This is a genomic window from Bacillus sp. FSL K6-6540 (genome assembly GCF_038007545.1).
The window spans coordinates 4,342,668-4,357,409 of the sequence record NZ_JBBOXH010000001.1 but is presented as its reverse complement, the minus strand read 5'-3'; the positions used below and the strand labels follow the sequence as shown (position 1 = coordinate 4,357,409).

Annotated in this window: 16 protein-coding genes; 14 read left to right on the top strand and 2 right to left on the bottom strand. The window is 47.5% G+C overall.

Annotated features, from left to right (window positions below):
* Positions 1–62 precede the first annotated feature (62 nt).
* From MHH82_RS19110 to MHH82_RS19085, 6 genes are all read left to right on the top strand, one after another.
* On the top strand, positions 63–659 hold the full coding sequence (locus tag MHH82_RS19110) for an HAD-IA family hydrolase (RefSeq protein ID WP_340967417.1): 597 nt from the start codon (positions 63–65) through the stop codon (positions 657–659).
* A gap of 66 nt (positions 660–725) precedes the next feature.
* Positions 726–1,598, top strand: a complete 873-nt coding sequence (locus MHH82_RS19105) for a hypothetical protein (RefSeq protein WP_340967414.1) — start codon at positions 726–728, stop codon at positions 1,596–1,598.
* 36 nt (positions 1,599–1,634) lie between these two features.
* Positions 1,635–2,207 carry an AAA family ATPase gene (locus MHH82_RS19100; RefSeq protein ID WP_340967413.1) on the top strand — a complete coding sequence of 191 codons (573 nt, stop codon included), beginning with the start codon at positions 1,635–1,637 and terminating at the stop codon, positions 2,205–2,207.
* 249 nt (positions 2,208–2,456) lie between these two features.
* Positions 2,457–2,693: a hypothetical protein gene (locus tag MHH82_RS19095; RefSeq protein ID WP_340967412.1), complete on the top strand. Its 237-nt coding sequence runs from the start codon at positions 2,457–2,459 to the stop codon at positions 2,691–2,693.
* A gap of 4 nt (positions 2,694–2,697) precedes the next feature.
* Positions 2,698–3,183, top strand: coding sequence for a hypothetical protein (locus MHH82_RS19090; protein ID WP_340967409.1), 486 nt, complete (start codon positions 2,698–2,700; stop codon positions 3,181–3,183).
* A gap of 727 nt (positions 3,184–3,910) precedes the next feature.
* Positions 3,911–5,374 (top strand): chitinase, encoded by a 1,464-nt coding sequence (locus tag MHH82_RS19085; protein ID WP_340967407.1) that lies wholly within the window; start codon positions 3,911–3,913, stop codon positions 5,372–5,374.
* Positions 5,375–5,789: 415 nt separating this feature from the next.
* Here MHH82_RS19085 and MHH82_RS19080 read toward each other — a convergent pair whose 3' ends face one another.
* Entirely contained in the window at positions 5,790–8,186 is a 2,397-nt protein-coding gene (locus MHH82_RS19080; protein ID WP_340967405.1) for an Ig-like domain-containing protein, read from the bottom strand.
* A gap of 351 nt (positions 8,187–8,537) precedes the next feature.
* Between MHH82_RS19080 and MHH82_RS19075 the strand changes: the two genes are divergently transcribed.
* The 8 genes from MHH82_RS19075 to MHH82_RS19040 all read left to right on the top strand — a co-directional run bounded on the left by MHH82_RS19075 (position 8,538) and on the right by MHH82_RS19040 (position 14,276).
* On the top strand, positions 8,538–9,182 hold the full coding sequence (locus tag MHH82_RS19075) for a YkoP family protein (RefSeq protein WP_445661975.1): 645 nt from the start codon (positions 8,538–8,540) through the stop codon (positions 9,180–9,182).
* 78 nt (positions 9,183–9,260) lie between these two features.
* Complete coding sequence (locus MHH82_RS19070) at positions 9,261–10,532, top strand: alcohol acetyltransferase (RefSeq protein ID WP_251496871.1); 1,272 nt, start codon at positions 9,261–9,263, stop codon at positions 10,530–10,532.
* Entirely contained in the window at positions 10,529–11,209 is a 681-nt protein-coding gene (locus MHH82_RS19065) for a DUF6320 domain-containing protein (protein ID WP_340967400.1), read from the top strand. Before MHH82_RS19070 ends, MHH82_RS19065 begins: the two co-directional genes overlap by 4 nt.
* A gap of 15 nt (positions 11,210–11,224) precedes the next feature.
* Positions 11,225–11,824, top strand: a complete 600-nt coding sequence (locus MHH82_RS19060; RefSeq protein ID WP_340967398.1) for a GNAT family N-acetyltransferase — start codon at positions 11,225–11,227, stop codon at positions 11,822–11,824.
* A 228-nt stretch (positions 11,825–12,052) separates the two neighbouring features.
* Complete coding sequence (locus MHH82_RS19055; protein WP_251498824.1) at positions 12,053–12,685, top strand: hypothetical protein; 633 nt, start codon at positions 12,053–12,055, stop codon at positions 12,683–12,685.
* Positions 12,686–12,712: 27 nt separating this feature from the next.
* Positions 12,713–13,240, top strand: a complete 528-nt coding sequence (locus MHH82_RS19050) for a MauE/DoxX family redox-associated membrane protein (protein WP_340967396.1) — start codon at positions 12,713–12,715, stop codon at positions 13,238–13,240.
* A gap of 11 nt (positions 13,241–13,251) precedes the next feature.
* Positions 13,252–13,791 (top strand): thioredoxin fold domain-containing protein, encoded by a 540-nt coding sequence (locus MHH82_RS19045; protein ID WP_251496861.1) that lies wholly within the window; start codon positions 13,252–13,254, stop codon positions 13,789–13,791.
* 14 nt (positions 13,792–13,805) lie between these two features.
* Positions 13,806–14,276 (top strand): hypothetical protein, encoded by a 471-nt coding sequence (locus MHH82_RS19040; protein WP_036661151.1) that lies wholly within the window; start codon positions 13,806–13,808, stop codon positions 14,274–14,276.
* A 40-nt stretch (positions 14,277–14,316) separates the two neighbouring features.
* Here the strand turns inward: MHH82_RS19040 and MHH82_RS19035 are convergent, their stop codons facing one another.
* Complete coding sequence (locus MHH82_RS19035; RefSeq protein WP_036661147.1) at positions 14,317–14,724, bottom strand: helix-turn-helix domain-containing protein; 408 nt, start codon at positions 14,722–14,724, stop codon at positions 14,317–14,319.
* Between the last annotated feature and the right edge of the window lie 18 nt (positions 14,725–14,742).

The window sequence follows — 14,742 nt, the reverse complement described above, 5'->3', positions numbered from 1 at the left end:
CCCTCGTAAACACGAATACATATATCTCAGGAATTCAGTAAGATATAAAAGGAGACGAGACAATGACGGCAAAACCACAACTGGTATTGGATTTAGCTGGCGTATTGGTGAGTAATTTTTCATCTGCTTTTTGGCTTACATTAGCGGAGGGCTCCGAAATCTCGTTTCAAGATATCAGGGTACAATTTGATGAGGTTCGTAGAGACTTATGGACAGGAAAGATGAAGGAAGATGAGTTTTGGGGATGGATGAGCCTGCGAATAAAGCAGATCAACAAAGAGGAAGCCAGGGAGTTAATAACTCAATCGTTGCAACCGCTTCCTGGATTAAATCACTTGGCGCAATGGAGCGAAATCGCGGATATCCATGTACTAAGCAATCATTGCAAGGAATGGCTGGAGCCGATATTAGAAAAAGTAGAACCTTATGCTAGGAGCATTACCATTTCGAATCAAGTCGGTTTGAGGAAACCTGATCTGCAAATTTATAAACATGTTGTGAAACAATTCGAACGTTCAGAACTGACGGTTGTTTATGTTGATGATCAGGAAAAGAACCTGAAACCGGCTATCGACCTTGGATGGAAAACCTTGCTGGCCGATCAAGAGCATAAATGGATAGAACAAGTGGGACCTATGTTGGTGACAAACGTCTTGTAAGACAGGCGAGAACCACTGGAAAAAATGTTATCGGAAATGTAGTCAATGAAAAGTGAGGAATTCTAAATGTTTGGACGAGGGAATCAAAAGTACCCTATACCCGCAACGCTGCTCAAGTTGAAAGAAATGAATGAGCAAATCGTACATGATCTCGAGGTGGAACTGGACGATATTCTGGAAATCTATATGGATTATGATCTTAACAATCAAGACGCCGAATTTGCATACAGCGGCCATCCGTTGGATGTAATTCCATTTGCCTTTACCGCTTTTGGAGGCGAGCATTTCGGATTTTTGACCGATTTTGGATCGGTGACTGATCTCGAGGATGCCCCTGTCGTGTTTGTCCAAGCTTTACCATCAGAGGAGTTTCATGTCACTCTAATTGCGAGAAACATAAGGGATTACCTGGGTTTATTTTTAACCTATAGATGTATGATAAATATGTTTTCCACGGTTAATGAACCAAGTCAAGAACCGAGTGCTGTTGAAACGCACCCTCATTTATCAGCCGTAGAAGCCAAACTTATTCATGAGTGGGGAATCCAAAAGATAGAACCGGTTTCTTACCGTCAGAACATGCTGAGGGAGCGTTCCAAAGAAGTTGTGCAAACCATAAACGGAATCGGCGTAAAACGAATGACTGCGGGTGAGTTAGGACCAACCTTTAATGTAGAGGAATATGATAAATATGATGTATTGAACAATAAAGTGCGGGAGTTTTTTCAAGAAGCTTGCTTAGAGAATAAACTGGCTTGCATAGCAGATCTTCAAGAAGCGGGCATCTTGTTGACTCACACGTACGACCTAAATGAGTTTTTAATAAATGAACTTAGAGCGATGGGCTGCATTTATGAGTCGAGAATACTTGAATTAACAACGAAGTCTTACGATTTTTTGATGAGTAGCACACTTCATGAAATCATTCCAGAGATTTGAACGAAGCATCAAGCATGCAGGGAGGACGCCATGTAAATGATCATATTAATCAGCGGAAACAGCTGCACCGGAAAGACATATATGGCTCAACAATTACTTGAAAAGTATCACGTGCCTTATCTGTCCATCGATCATTTGAAAATGGGCTTGTACAGAGCCGACATGAACTGCGGTTTCACGCCGGTGGATTCAGCCGAGCATATCCGTGCACAATTATGGCCGATCATCAAAGGGATCATTATGACAAACATCGAAAACAAGCAAAATCTAATCATCGAAGGCTGTTACATACTGCCTCATCATCTGCAAGATTTTCGGCCGCCCTATTCGGAACACATCATTTCCGTGTTCTTAGGATTCTCCACCACGTACATCCGGCAGAATTTCCAATCCAACATCGTTCAACACCGCAATGCTATCGAAGCGCGAATGTATCCTGAAGAGAGAACTGTTGCCGAGTATACTCATGAGCATGATGTATTCCGTGAAAAGTGTGCGGCATCGAATGTCCCTTATTTTGAAATTCGAGAGAACTATGAAGAGGAAATCGCTAATGTATATGCCTACATAGATCGTGAGAAGAAGATACTTGATTATGAACAGCGATAATTAAAGTTTGGAACAAACCATAACACAGGTTGACGAAGAAAGGACAGTCGCCATGGATTTATATCTGTATCATTATTATGATGCGACAACAGGGCCCTTTCAAAATCTATCCTCGCTATCCATCGAAGAAGCGTTGCAGGTACAGAGGAGGCTCAAACAAAATAATAATTGGTTTGCGAGTCAACGTGCGGATGATTATATGACCATCCGTCGCGATCTGGAATGCGAATGAGCAATGGAGTATTAAAGGTGAATTCATTAGGGAGTAATCGCCCAGAAACAGGTGCTCCAAATAGCTACTATACTACTGCAAATCGCGAACATGTTTTTGTGTATGATGGACAAAGGAATCTAATTTATGATTTTAGTAGCGATAGAGTTAAGGCATTTAAAATCAACGTCAATCCAACTGGTAAAAAGTTCTACTATTCTTATAAGTTAGATGGCACTGTTCCAAAATTTATTAAAGATATATTTGGATGGTGATAATATGAACAGTGTGAATTTATATCAAAGCATCGTAAACGAACAGATATTTAATGAGTTTAAAGAACAAAGAGGAATTACACTATTTAACCATTCAGCGAACAGTAATTACATTGAGGATTTTATTTCAGTGGCATATGTTCTATGTCCAAATATTATTGAAGTTAATGGATATGTGTTTATCGCTGATTTCTACGAGGCTCAAGGGGATAAAGCATTAGATAAGCTACTAAAATTAGAGTCACAATTTAACTCTAATAAAAAACACATTGAACAATGGGTAAATAGCTGGAGTTTTGGTGACTTTTTCTTGGGAAAAGACTGCGAGTCTATGGACAATGATAAAATTTTGAAACAGTTTGGAGACATCTTGGTATACAACTGGATGAGAAGAGCAAAAGAGCTTTTTCCAAACAGAAATATTATTGTTGAGTATAGTGAAGGACTTATGGGGGAATTAGGTCTTTCAATCACTCTTTATGAGCAATGACTTCTACTGAGAGAACCAAATGATTTTTATGGACAAAACAACCGCTGTTCCACTGGTTAAGCTACCATATAGTAGGCAGTGAGAATAATACCTAGGCTATAAACTGCCGCCGGTAAAGTACCGGCGGCAGTTTATCTATTTTTGGAGCTTGATAAGAATGAAAATGCACAATGAATAATATCAATGAAAATTACTGAATACTGTAGTTCTATTGCTGAACAAATAGAATCATCAGACATAAGTTTAGTGTCTACGGTGTTATAAGGCTGCTCAGTTGCGCCAGGCGATAATGACTTCTAATAATAGAAGCTCGTGATGTTTCTAATGGTTATGACATATGACCTGTTAAAGTCTGTATTGTGAAATGAGGACTATCAACAGGTGAGAACATTATTAGAATACAAAACAATCCGTTGGGCTCTTGTTTTGCTATGGTTGAGCGAGTCGAAAACGATCAAAGAAATGGCTAAGCCATTTCTTTTTTTATCGAGAATCTTCTTGCATACACAAATTGATCCTTTCGAGCTATTGATAATGATTAACATATAAAGTAAATTTTTACATATTCATCAACTTACGACATACGTAAAAGAATCAAAATTGAGTATGAACAATGCATCGACATGGTTTTAAAAATTAACAAGATCATTTTCATCAAGGAGGTGATGCCGGCTTACATCAAGATAGGCTAACGTTTAATTATCAATGATTGAGGAGGGATTAATGGATGAAAAGGGATTTATCCAGATTGCTGGACAAATCGAGAGTGATGATATTGCCTTTCATGGTCGTCATGTCTATGATTATGAACTTTTTTCCCCTTGAAGTTTCTGCAGCAGAACGGGGCGCTTGGGCACCCCATGTTTCTTATGTCGTTAACGACAACGTGACGTACGACGGGAAGGCGTATAAAGCGATTCAATCGCATACCTCATTACCCGGATGGGAACCACCCAATGTTCCTGCATTGTGGCAGTTTGTTCAAGGTGGTGGAGGTAATGATACAGTAGCTCCGACATCTCCTACGAATGTAATTGTAAGCGCAATCACCTCTTCAACCGTTACTTTATCCTGGCAAGCATCTACGGACAATGTAGGTGTGGCAGGATATGATGTATACCGAGGAACATCCCTCGCCATCTCTGTTACAGGAACGACAGCGACAATAACGGGTCTCTCACCGAACACGACATATTCTTTTAAGGTCATTGCAAAGGATGCTGCCGGGAATCTTTCTCCTGCCAGTGCGATCGTCAATGCAACCACTTCAGAAGGAACGGGTGGAGGTCCCCAGCCGACGAAGCATATATTGACAGGGTACTGGCAGAACTTTGTCAATGGCGCCAGCAAATTGAAAGTGAGAGATATACCGGATCAGTACGACATCATTGTTTTAGCGTTTGCCGAGATGGATCCTGCTAACCCTGGTGGTGTCACTTTCAACGTTGATTCCGCACTATCCGCAGCTCTTGGCGGGTACACCAGTGCCGAACTAATCGCGGATATTCAGGCTAAACGCGCTCAAGGTAAGAAGGTCATCATATCCATTGGAGGGGAATTAGGGAACATCAATTTGAATAATCCTTCCCCGAATGTAGCGAACTTTGTGAACAGCATGTACGGAATCATGACTCAATATGGGCTTGATGGGTTAGACATTGATCTGGAGCATGGCATGAATGTACCTAATTTAACCAATGCGATCCGCCAACTGAAACAAAAAGTAGGGAATGATTTTGTTCTGACGATGGCTCCCCAAACGATAGACATGCAGAATCCAAACACTTCTTACATGCAGCTATATAACAATCTGAAGGATATGACAACCGTAATTAACGTCCAGTATTATAATTCTGGATGCATGTTAGGACGTGACGGGAAATGCTATTCCCAAGGCACGGTTGATTTCCTGACGGCTCTTTCGGACTTAACGCTGCAGTGGGTATCACCTTCCCAATTGGGAATAGGAGTACCTGCTACCTCTTCAGCTGCCGGAGGTGGATATGTTTCTCCAACGGTCGTAAATAATGCCCTCAATTGTCTAGCAACCGGAAACAGCTGTGGTAGTTATAAGCCCGTTGCTAAATATCCCGATATACGAGGAGCGATGACTTGGTCCATTAACTGGGACGCGACCACGAATTACGCGCTTGCCAAAACGGTGAGACCATTCCTAAACACCCTTCCTTAACACGCATGATATTTGTACAACTTAAGTAGATTGTATTTTGTATATAAAATAAGGAACCTCTCCTAGATGAGTGGTGGTCTCAAACCATCATGATCACAGAGAGGTTTCTGTATGGATATCTAGCCTCAACGGAGCAGGCGGAATCATGCTGGAGAAGCAGAGAGGTCCCTTTGTCTCCGGATTTCAACCATATAATAGGATCATAAGAAATCTGGGGGCAACAGGGATTGGAAGGATGATCCGCATGCGTAGTGCTGCATTGCCTAGTAAAGAAATGAAGCGACCGTTTACCCAGCAATATTTGAGGGAGAACGGTCATTCTTTGATGCAGACAGTGCAATAACAGCAATACGCCCCGGCCTAAAGCCAGGGCGCATCTTCTATCTGAATATAGCTTTGAAATACAAGCTGAGTTTCACGGCTCCCATATCACCGTTGGATACGGGAGTTGGTCATAAGCACTTGCCCAGTAGTAGGAGTCCGCCATGATTCGCCTCGGCAGGAAGCCGATCTCGCCGCGGGATACGGAGACGAGTTCGGACTGCGATTGGAATATGCCTTCTGCACTCGTCGCGGCCGTAACGTATTTGCCTGCCATATGGGTGAATCGTCCGCTGATCTTGGCCGCAATAGGCATTCTTGTCTCCATATCGACCATCTTAAAAGTGACTTTGGCGATGCCGGAGGTGTAAGTGATGTTCATCTGGTCGATCACCATCGGTTTCATCGCAGACGGCATCGTCGGTGCGGATGCAGCCAAACTGGGAGCTCCTTCATTGCCGCTGATATCGACTGCAGTGATTTTGTAATAATAGGTGGTGTCCGGCAGCAACCCTGTATCTTTATAAGAAAGTCCTTTCGAGGTTCCGGCGTAAGTAGCGGGTCCAATCTCAAAGCCGGCTTCGGTTCCCCGATAGATCCGATATGCATTTACGGCACTGTTATCCATAGCCATATCGTAGGTTATATTGATCCGTTGATAATCAAATGCGATAGCTGCCGCTCCGCTGACCGCGCTTGGCGGTTCATGGTCGGCAGGAGGCTGCCAGGTATAGCCGCCAGGTCCCCATTCGCTTGGAAAATCCAAGATCGAGGAGTAATGGTGGAGGGCAATGCCTCCAAACGCCGGGTCATTCTGAACAGCGTCGTACACCTTGTTTAACTCCGACTCCATATAAATTCGTCCTTCTTCATGGAAGCTGATGGTTTCGGGGTCCCCGCCATCCGCGATGTCTTTGGTCTCGACACCGATCACAACCGACTTCGGCTTGCCGATCAGATTGGCGTAGGCCAGCTCATTCAGCGCTTGCGCGATAATGCCTGCACTGCCATCCGCCTGATCGCGGTAATTCATGATCGAGATGTAATCGGCGGTATCCTGAATGTGTTCAGACAGCCATTTGGTTTGCCCGTTCCACGGGATATTGCTCGCATCGGCCGAAGTGTCATACCATCTCGGAATCGCTGCGCCAACCGACAAGGTGAGTCCCGATGCTTGTTTGCGTTCCATGAGCAGCTGCAGCATATCCAGATACTGAATCTGGACGGAGGGCTTTGCGGTTTTGAAGTCCGGCAGGATATACGGCTCCGTATCCACGTTCACGCCGTCGAAGCGAGCGGATTCGCCGGAAGCCAGGTTGTAATTCAGGATTTGCTCAAACTCTCGCACGGCGTGAGTATGATATCGGCTGTAGGCTCCGAAGTAAGGCGGCACGGTCCCCCCGGCGATTAAGGCTTGAACATAAAAACCCTCGGCGTGAGCCCACTCGACGAACTGTTGGACTTCGCTCCGGTAATCCTCCAGCATTTTTGCTCCGTTATATTGCCCTACAGCCAAATAGAGCGTCGTGATGGGACGTTGATGAAAAGTCGTAACATCCTTCGCCATGGAAGAGAGAACGGCTCGGGAATTCGGATTCAGGACCAGGGGATAGGAGGCATTTTCCCAGATCCAGATCGCACGATCCTGATCCGGCAGCGGTTCCGGGTCATACGTGCTGCTGGTCACCGTCTCAGGATTCGTCGCCGAGGGATTGTAATCATCACCCATTACATTAGCGAGATGTGGGTTGATATGATCATCCGCCATATAAACGGTATTCGTAACCGCTGCAAAATCCTGATTTTGTTGAGCCGATGTCTGTCCCCCGTTTCTTGCATAGACCGTCAGACTATAACCTGTATTGCCGCGTGTATCGGTTGCCCTAGCCTCCAGACTGTGAACCTGGCGAGGGGATTGTCGTAAATCCAATGTATATGAATATCCGTTCTTGGCAGGGGGAACCTGCAGCCAGTCGCCGCCGTCGATGCGGAGCTCAACCAGCGCTATCGGATTCTTCCCTTCTGCGGATATGTTGATTTTCATTTTGTTGCGCTGCAGCGTAGACTCGGTTGGGCTGGTAATCTCCACTTCCGGTGTATCAGCTGCAGGATTATCGATGTTCAAGTGAATCCAAGGAGACCAGATGCCATAACGCGTTATCGCGTCATTGCCTTTCAGGACCATTTCGACGGGGCCGTCAAGTCGGCTTGTGTCGAGTTTATAGGACCAGTTCCCGCTGTCATCTCCGTTTGGATCCTCCATCTGAACATCCGTTACGAACTCGCCGTTCACGATGAGTTGAAGCTCATACACCCCGGAATAGGTTCCGAATAACTCCGTTACGCCCGGCTGCAGTGCTTGCCCGTCCTGATGGGAGTCAATCGTAATGAACGCTGCCGCTTTAACCTGCGGTAATGGAACGCAGAGTGTAGTAAACAGAACGGCCGCCAGAAACAAAAGCCCGCACCTTCGTAAATGTGAAAGCATCATCTTAGCCACATCCTTGTCAGTTTTGATGTAAACCAAATGGACTCAACGGCAGCCATCATGATCGGAAGAGCCTAAAAATACCATGCTGCGCAAATTTAAAGCGCTTACTTTTTAAATATTACGAAAAAAATCGATTAGAACCGATGCCTGGCATGTTTCAGGTTATTTTTGTTGTGCTCGAATGGGCGTTCATTCAATCGACAAGAGCAGTTTTAAATGCACCTCCGCCTGGAGACCGAGTAAAACTCTATACCTGAGGCGGTGTGAACCTGCGCAGATCTCCATTAAGATGTGAGTAACGATTTTTTCCTGACTAATGATGGAATGTAATATTCATCAAAAAATGGGGTGTTGGATCTGCTGCAAAAATCACTTAAAACCATCATGCAGAGCACATGGATGATATGGGAACGCTTCTTCAGCTTTATTTCCAGATTCCGCAGCTCGCATATCTCGCGCTTTGGCATATGCACGGTCATGATCAAGAAGCATCGGGGGGAGCGCATCGTCTGCGAGGATTCCACGGTCATTCAGGATGGGGATCTGGTAGGCGAACTTCATTTGGATAATGAGACGATTCTGAAGCTCATTCGAGCAGAAGGGCCCGACCGCGCGGCCCTGAAGATTGCGAGACTTGGAAGAAAATCCATGCAGCAGATTAGCCGGGCTTATGAAAGCCAGTCCGAGTTCAGCGAGGTTAACGCATTGGTCGGGATTACGCTGCTTCACCGGGGATTAACGCATGGGCTTGGTTTTGAGCATCAAGCAATGAAACCGGATCTGTTTCAGAAGCTGACCACTTCCTATCTGCGCATGCTGTTGTCCGTGATGCACCCGGAGGGGAAGAGCCGCATCGATCGAAGAACCGAATTGCTCGTACCGATGAAGTTGATACATACCCGATCCTCTTTAAGGAAGCGATTTTCGATGGGAGATCGGAGACAGCCACATGAAGAGGGGAGCGCGATCTTCGCATCGGCTGCGATCGAAGGTTGAGTATAAGGGCGATGTATCCATATAGTAGACCGGTATGCTGTTTAAACGGGAGAACATGTAGAAACGGGGAGAACGTACATGGAAGAATGGTATAAACTTGACCACGCGGGAAAGCTGTTCCCCGCGGTTGCGGGGAGGGAGAATTCATCCACCTACCGGCTGTCGATGATGCTGACAAGCCGGGTGAAACCATCGGTTTTGCAAGAGGCGCTCGATAGCGTAATTAAGAGATTTCCACTATTGAATGTTGAGCTAAGAAATGGACTGTTCTGGAAATTTCTGCGGGAGAAGGAGACACGCTTGATGGTGGAGCCGGAATCCGCCTATCCCTGTGCCCCCGTCACTCTTTCGCATGAGAACGGAAGCTTGGTGAGGGTTCAGTATTACGGCTGTAAGATCAGCGTGGAAATTTTTCATGCTTTAACGGACGGAGGAGGGGCATTGGAGTTCCTCAAAACCTTGGTATTCCAGTATTTATCTCTGCTCGGCGAGGACGTGGAGGACAAGGAAGGCCTGATTCTGCCGCCCGCTTCATTTGCCCGATATGCTGAAGCTCAAGATAGCTTTCAAGCGCATTATACTTCGGCCACTCCCGACGCCAGGATGCCGGATGCACTTCAAATTCCGGGCACCCGTTTCTCGCCTTATGGACACAACGTCATACACGGGATGGTTCACGCATCGCGGCTGAATGCGGCCGCCAAGCAGAAGGGAGCAACCCTTACCGCTTACCTGACGGCAATTTTGATTATGGCGGTTTACGATACCACACTGCCTTTCAATAATGATAACCGGCCGGTCGTGATCAGCATGCCGGTGAACCTGCGAAAAATGTTCCCTTCCAGCAGCCTCCGCAACTTTTTTGCGGTCATCAACATTGGCGTAAAACTAAAGGAAGGCATGACATTCGAGCAGGTGCTCGAAATCGTTCATGCACAGATGAAAGAGAAAACGACCAAGTCTTATTTAAGCCAAGCGATGGCCGGCAGCATGAAGTACGAAAAAAACCTGTTTTCCCGCTTCACGCCGCTGAAATTAAAGGATCTGGCAATCCGTTACGGCTTTGACCATTTCGGGGAAGAAGCCAAAACGCTTACGCTTACCAACCTAGGTCGAGTCGACATTCCAGCTAGCATGGCATCCCATATCGAGGCGATGGAAACCACGATGTATCCCACAGCCAAAAGTCCCATGAACTGTGCCGTCAGTTCGATCAACGATCAGCTCACCATCACGTTTGCCCGAAATATCGTCGAAAGCGATGTGATCATGCGCTTTTTTCGCCAGCTTGCCAGCCTGACCGAATTGGACATTACGATTGTCAGCAATGATTGGGGGATGGGCGCATGAGATGCGAAAGCTGTGGCGTATCCGTAGATCCGGCGCATCAAGCGTGTCCCTTATGCCGAAGGAATGTGCAAGGTAAAGATGAGAATCACCTCGTAAGAAATTCATGGTATCCCGTCTACGAGTCTGCCGAGGAGCAGCATGCGAGCAGCAGTCTTGTGTCCAAGTGGCTTACCTTTCTTGCGGTATCCGTCATGGGGATATCCGTCCTGATTAACCTACTTGGAAATCGCGAGGTATGGTGGAGTTTAACTCTCATACCCTGCGTGTTGTATGCGTGGCTGTCCATCAGGCATACCTTGATGTCCGGGTCGCATCTCGGCGGCAAAATTATCGTTCAGCTGCTCGGGCTGTCCGGTATGCTGCTGTGGATCAACGTGGCGTCGGGAACGTCTTACTGGTCGACCGGTTATGTCATTCCGTTCCTGATGATGGCGGCAACCTTACTTATTACCGTTATATGCTGTTCGCGAAAAATGGGCTGGCGGGAGTTCGCAGGTTACTTATTAACACTGATCCTTCTTGGTATCGTTCCCTTATTGCTGTATGCCGTTGGCATGTCGCACGTATTATGGACAGCCGTAGCTGCGGCGGTGTACGCCTTGCTGACATTCGGCGGGATGTGCTTGATTGCAGACAAGGGATTCCGCAAGGAAATGAAGCGCAGACTACATTTTTGACAGGAGGTAATCACGATGTGCGCGATCACGGTTAGAAGCATGGCCGATTACGAACGCGATGTTCGCGGCGAAGTGGCCGAGGTGTTTGTTAACGGGTATTATAAGGAGTTGTCTTATTTCACCCGAGACCGGAACATGCTGGAGAACGCCTTCCGGACGTTGTTCAGCCCGGAGGTGTTTTATGTGGCAGAGGTCCAGGGAATCATTGTCGGAATCTTGGCTTGTTCCCATAATGGGCAGCGGGCCATGCCGGTCGCGTTAGCCCCGCTTCAGGATGCTTTTGGAGCCAAGACGGGAGAGCTTGCATATAACGTCATGAAGAACGAATTCAACCCGGCATTGCCCTATGATGACGAGACCGGATATATCGAATGCGTGGCCACAACCGAAAAAGCACGCGGCAAAGGCGTATCAACCGCTTTGATGAAACACGTCATGTCGGAGCTGCCATACAGGCGTTACGTTCTGGAAGTGACGGACAGCAACCAAACCGCGCTTCGATTATATCAGAAATTAGGATTTCGGGAGTTTAAGCGTATATCCGAGGACTCGGATGAGAAAGGCTTCAAAGACCGGATTTATATGGAGTGGACCAAATCGGCTCCACGCGGTTAGACAAGCGTGTTATGTTTTGGTTTTATTTAGAAAAAGTGAATATCTTACAGAAAAACCGTCCACGGAGATCATCCATGGTCGGTTTCTTTTTTCTGGAAAAGATAGCCAAGGCAAACATGCCCAAGCCATCGGAGATTCGTGCAAATAATCGACAGGCTATCGCTCATAAGATGAAGTGTTAAGGATTCATGTAACGGGATTGTGGGGAGGTGGCATGGCTTGTTGACGATGCTGCTTTTTATGTTTGCGGTCGGTGCCGCAATGGCTAGCGTGGATACTACCTGCGGACTAAACGTGCTAGGCAGCCTGGACAGCACGAAGGTCAGTAAATTCAACTATGCGCTGGTCTATATCGTGACCTGTACCCTTGGCGGCGCCGTAACGGGGCTTGCGGTCGGCGGCATCAATTATGTGCTGAAATTAACCCCCGCGGGCTTATATCAAAACTACGTCATCGTTATGCTGTTGGTCGTGTTTCTGGTCTTGGAGTTGATTCAAAAAACGGGGATCCTGCCCTCCGGCAATTTTATCGTTCCCTCGGAATGGATCAAGGCTGCAGGGTACCGATCCGCGGCGTTATGGGGCCTGATTTTGGGCTTGGGTTTCATCACGCTGCAAGTGGGAGTCCTCTATCATGCCTACATCGTGGTTTCCTTGTTTGCGGCTCCCTGGTGGTTGAGCCTGCTGGCAGGCGCGACGTTTGGAATGGTTCGAGGCACCGTGTTCAGCCTTCCGCTGATGCGGTCCATCGTATACCGCATGCTTAAAAGAAGAGTATACAGCTTCACGCTGCTGACGGCGGTGCGGCTGACGGCTTCCATGCTGCTGATCATGGGAGCCATCATCTGCATCATCAGCTGATGATGCCAAAAAGGAGCATACAGGTCCATGTACGATGTTCTCGCGATATTCGTTACGCTTCCCATGCTATTGTCGGTGGCAAGTTATGCCTGGGGCCGTGCCTTCGGTGATCCGGATCCATTCCCCGGGGGAGCCGGGCTGCATGTGCTGCTCATTCTTCTGCAAATTTTGACGGTGACCTTGGTTTACAGCTTTCCGTCGTTGATCAGCTTCCTGGGCATTTCCTTGCTCTATTTCATTCAAGGACTGGGCGTGGCTTATTTTATTCGTAAAAAAGGAAGGGTGGACTGCGGCTGCTTCGGGCCACAGATTAGCTCCAGGCTGGGGTTTCCGTTGATAGGGTTTAATCTGGCGATGGGTTTCGCGGGATTGGTTTGCAGCTATACCGGCCGGCTTGCGTTTCATCAGTCGTTCACAGTTACGGGTCTGCTTATGGAAGGCATGATATTACTGCTTGCGCTGTTTGTTGTTGTAGGGGTTCCGGATGCCTTACACGCGATCCGAATATACCGCGAAATTGCCGCACCGCATATTTCAAAGATAAAAAGAAGGTAGGGGAGGCCGCGATGAACACGTTCTTCTGGATCTCATATGCCATACTGTGGATTTTGGTCGTGCCTTTGGTGATTCTGAACTTGGTCCTGTTCCGGCAGCTCGGGATTATGGTGATGGGCACAGCAAGAGGAGTGAATCAGTCCGGTATCCCGGTCGGCCACAAAATGCCCGGAGCCACAACGACAACCTTGCAAGGAGCCGAGTGGTCCACCAGCGAGCTGATTGGCACGCCATCCCTCATGCTGTTCGGATCCCCGACGTGCAAGGAATGCGCCGAAATCCTGCCGGATTTTCAGCGGATCGCCATGATGAATAACGTGAAACCGATCCTGCTGTTATTTTCGTCCGCGGATTTGGCTTCGGATTATGTCCGCAAAATAGCATATGACGATGAGGTGCTGATCGTAAGCTCGGAGTTCGCAAATCACTTGGATGTCCAGGTCACGCCTTACGCTTACGCGGTGGATACAAACGGCATCATCAGGCATAAGGGTCTGGTCAACAGCCGGGAGCAGCTTGAAGCGTATGCGAAAGCATCAAATGTTTCCTAAGACGAGGTGAGAGCATGTGGAGTAAGCCGGAGAGCAAGGACGAAGAGACGCAGGTGCTGATCAGCCGGGTTACCCGGAAAATGAACCGCAAGACGCTCCTGAATAAATTCGCGCAAAGGACGGCCGAGGCGCTCGCCAAAGTGTTGGTACGGCCCAACGATGACGATATCCTTAAACACGCTTTTACCGCGGGGCCCTGCAGACCGCCGCACGGACAATATTGCACGGGCTGCGGCGCAGATGCCTCCTGCCCGTCCGATTATATCATTTGCACGCCAAAGACGGTGATCAACGATTGCAAGGGCTTATGTCCTTATCCTTCCGGGTGGTGGTATACAAGCGATCCGGTGGGACATCGGGCCAAGTGTCAGGATTGCATCTCGCAATACGTACATCCTTATGTCGGACGGGACTGGTGTTACCAGGGGGCCAGAGTCTATGGGCGGTATGTAATCTGTGCATGCCGATCAACGGAAATGTATTGATCGAAAGAATGTGGCATGCATAGATAACCCATCCCGTCGCTCAGAACCGTACGGACAAGTTCCGTCGGCTGAAAACCACGTGCGTGGTACAGCCCTGTCGATAAGGCGACATCCCCGTGATCTGGCGGAAACGGCGACTGAAGCAGTACTCATCCATGTATCCCACTTCTTGGGCGATGGATCGCAGCGGCTCATTTTTCCGTAGCAGAAGTTCTTTGGCACGGTTAATACGCAAATCGGTTACGTAATGCAATGGTTTCTTCCCTGTGAGTTCCTGGAATATAGGCGTGAAACGCCAGGTCGATAATCGGGCCATGTGCGCCAGCTGTTTTACCGTCAAATCAGGATCCATGTAATGCTCGTCTACATAGTGAAGAACGTTTTCAACGGTTTGTGCCAAGGTCGGCGATTGGCCGTCCTGAATATTTTGCTGGAACACATACGCCATCAATTCATAAAACCGGGC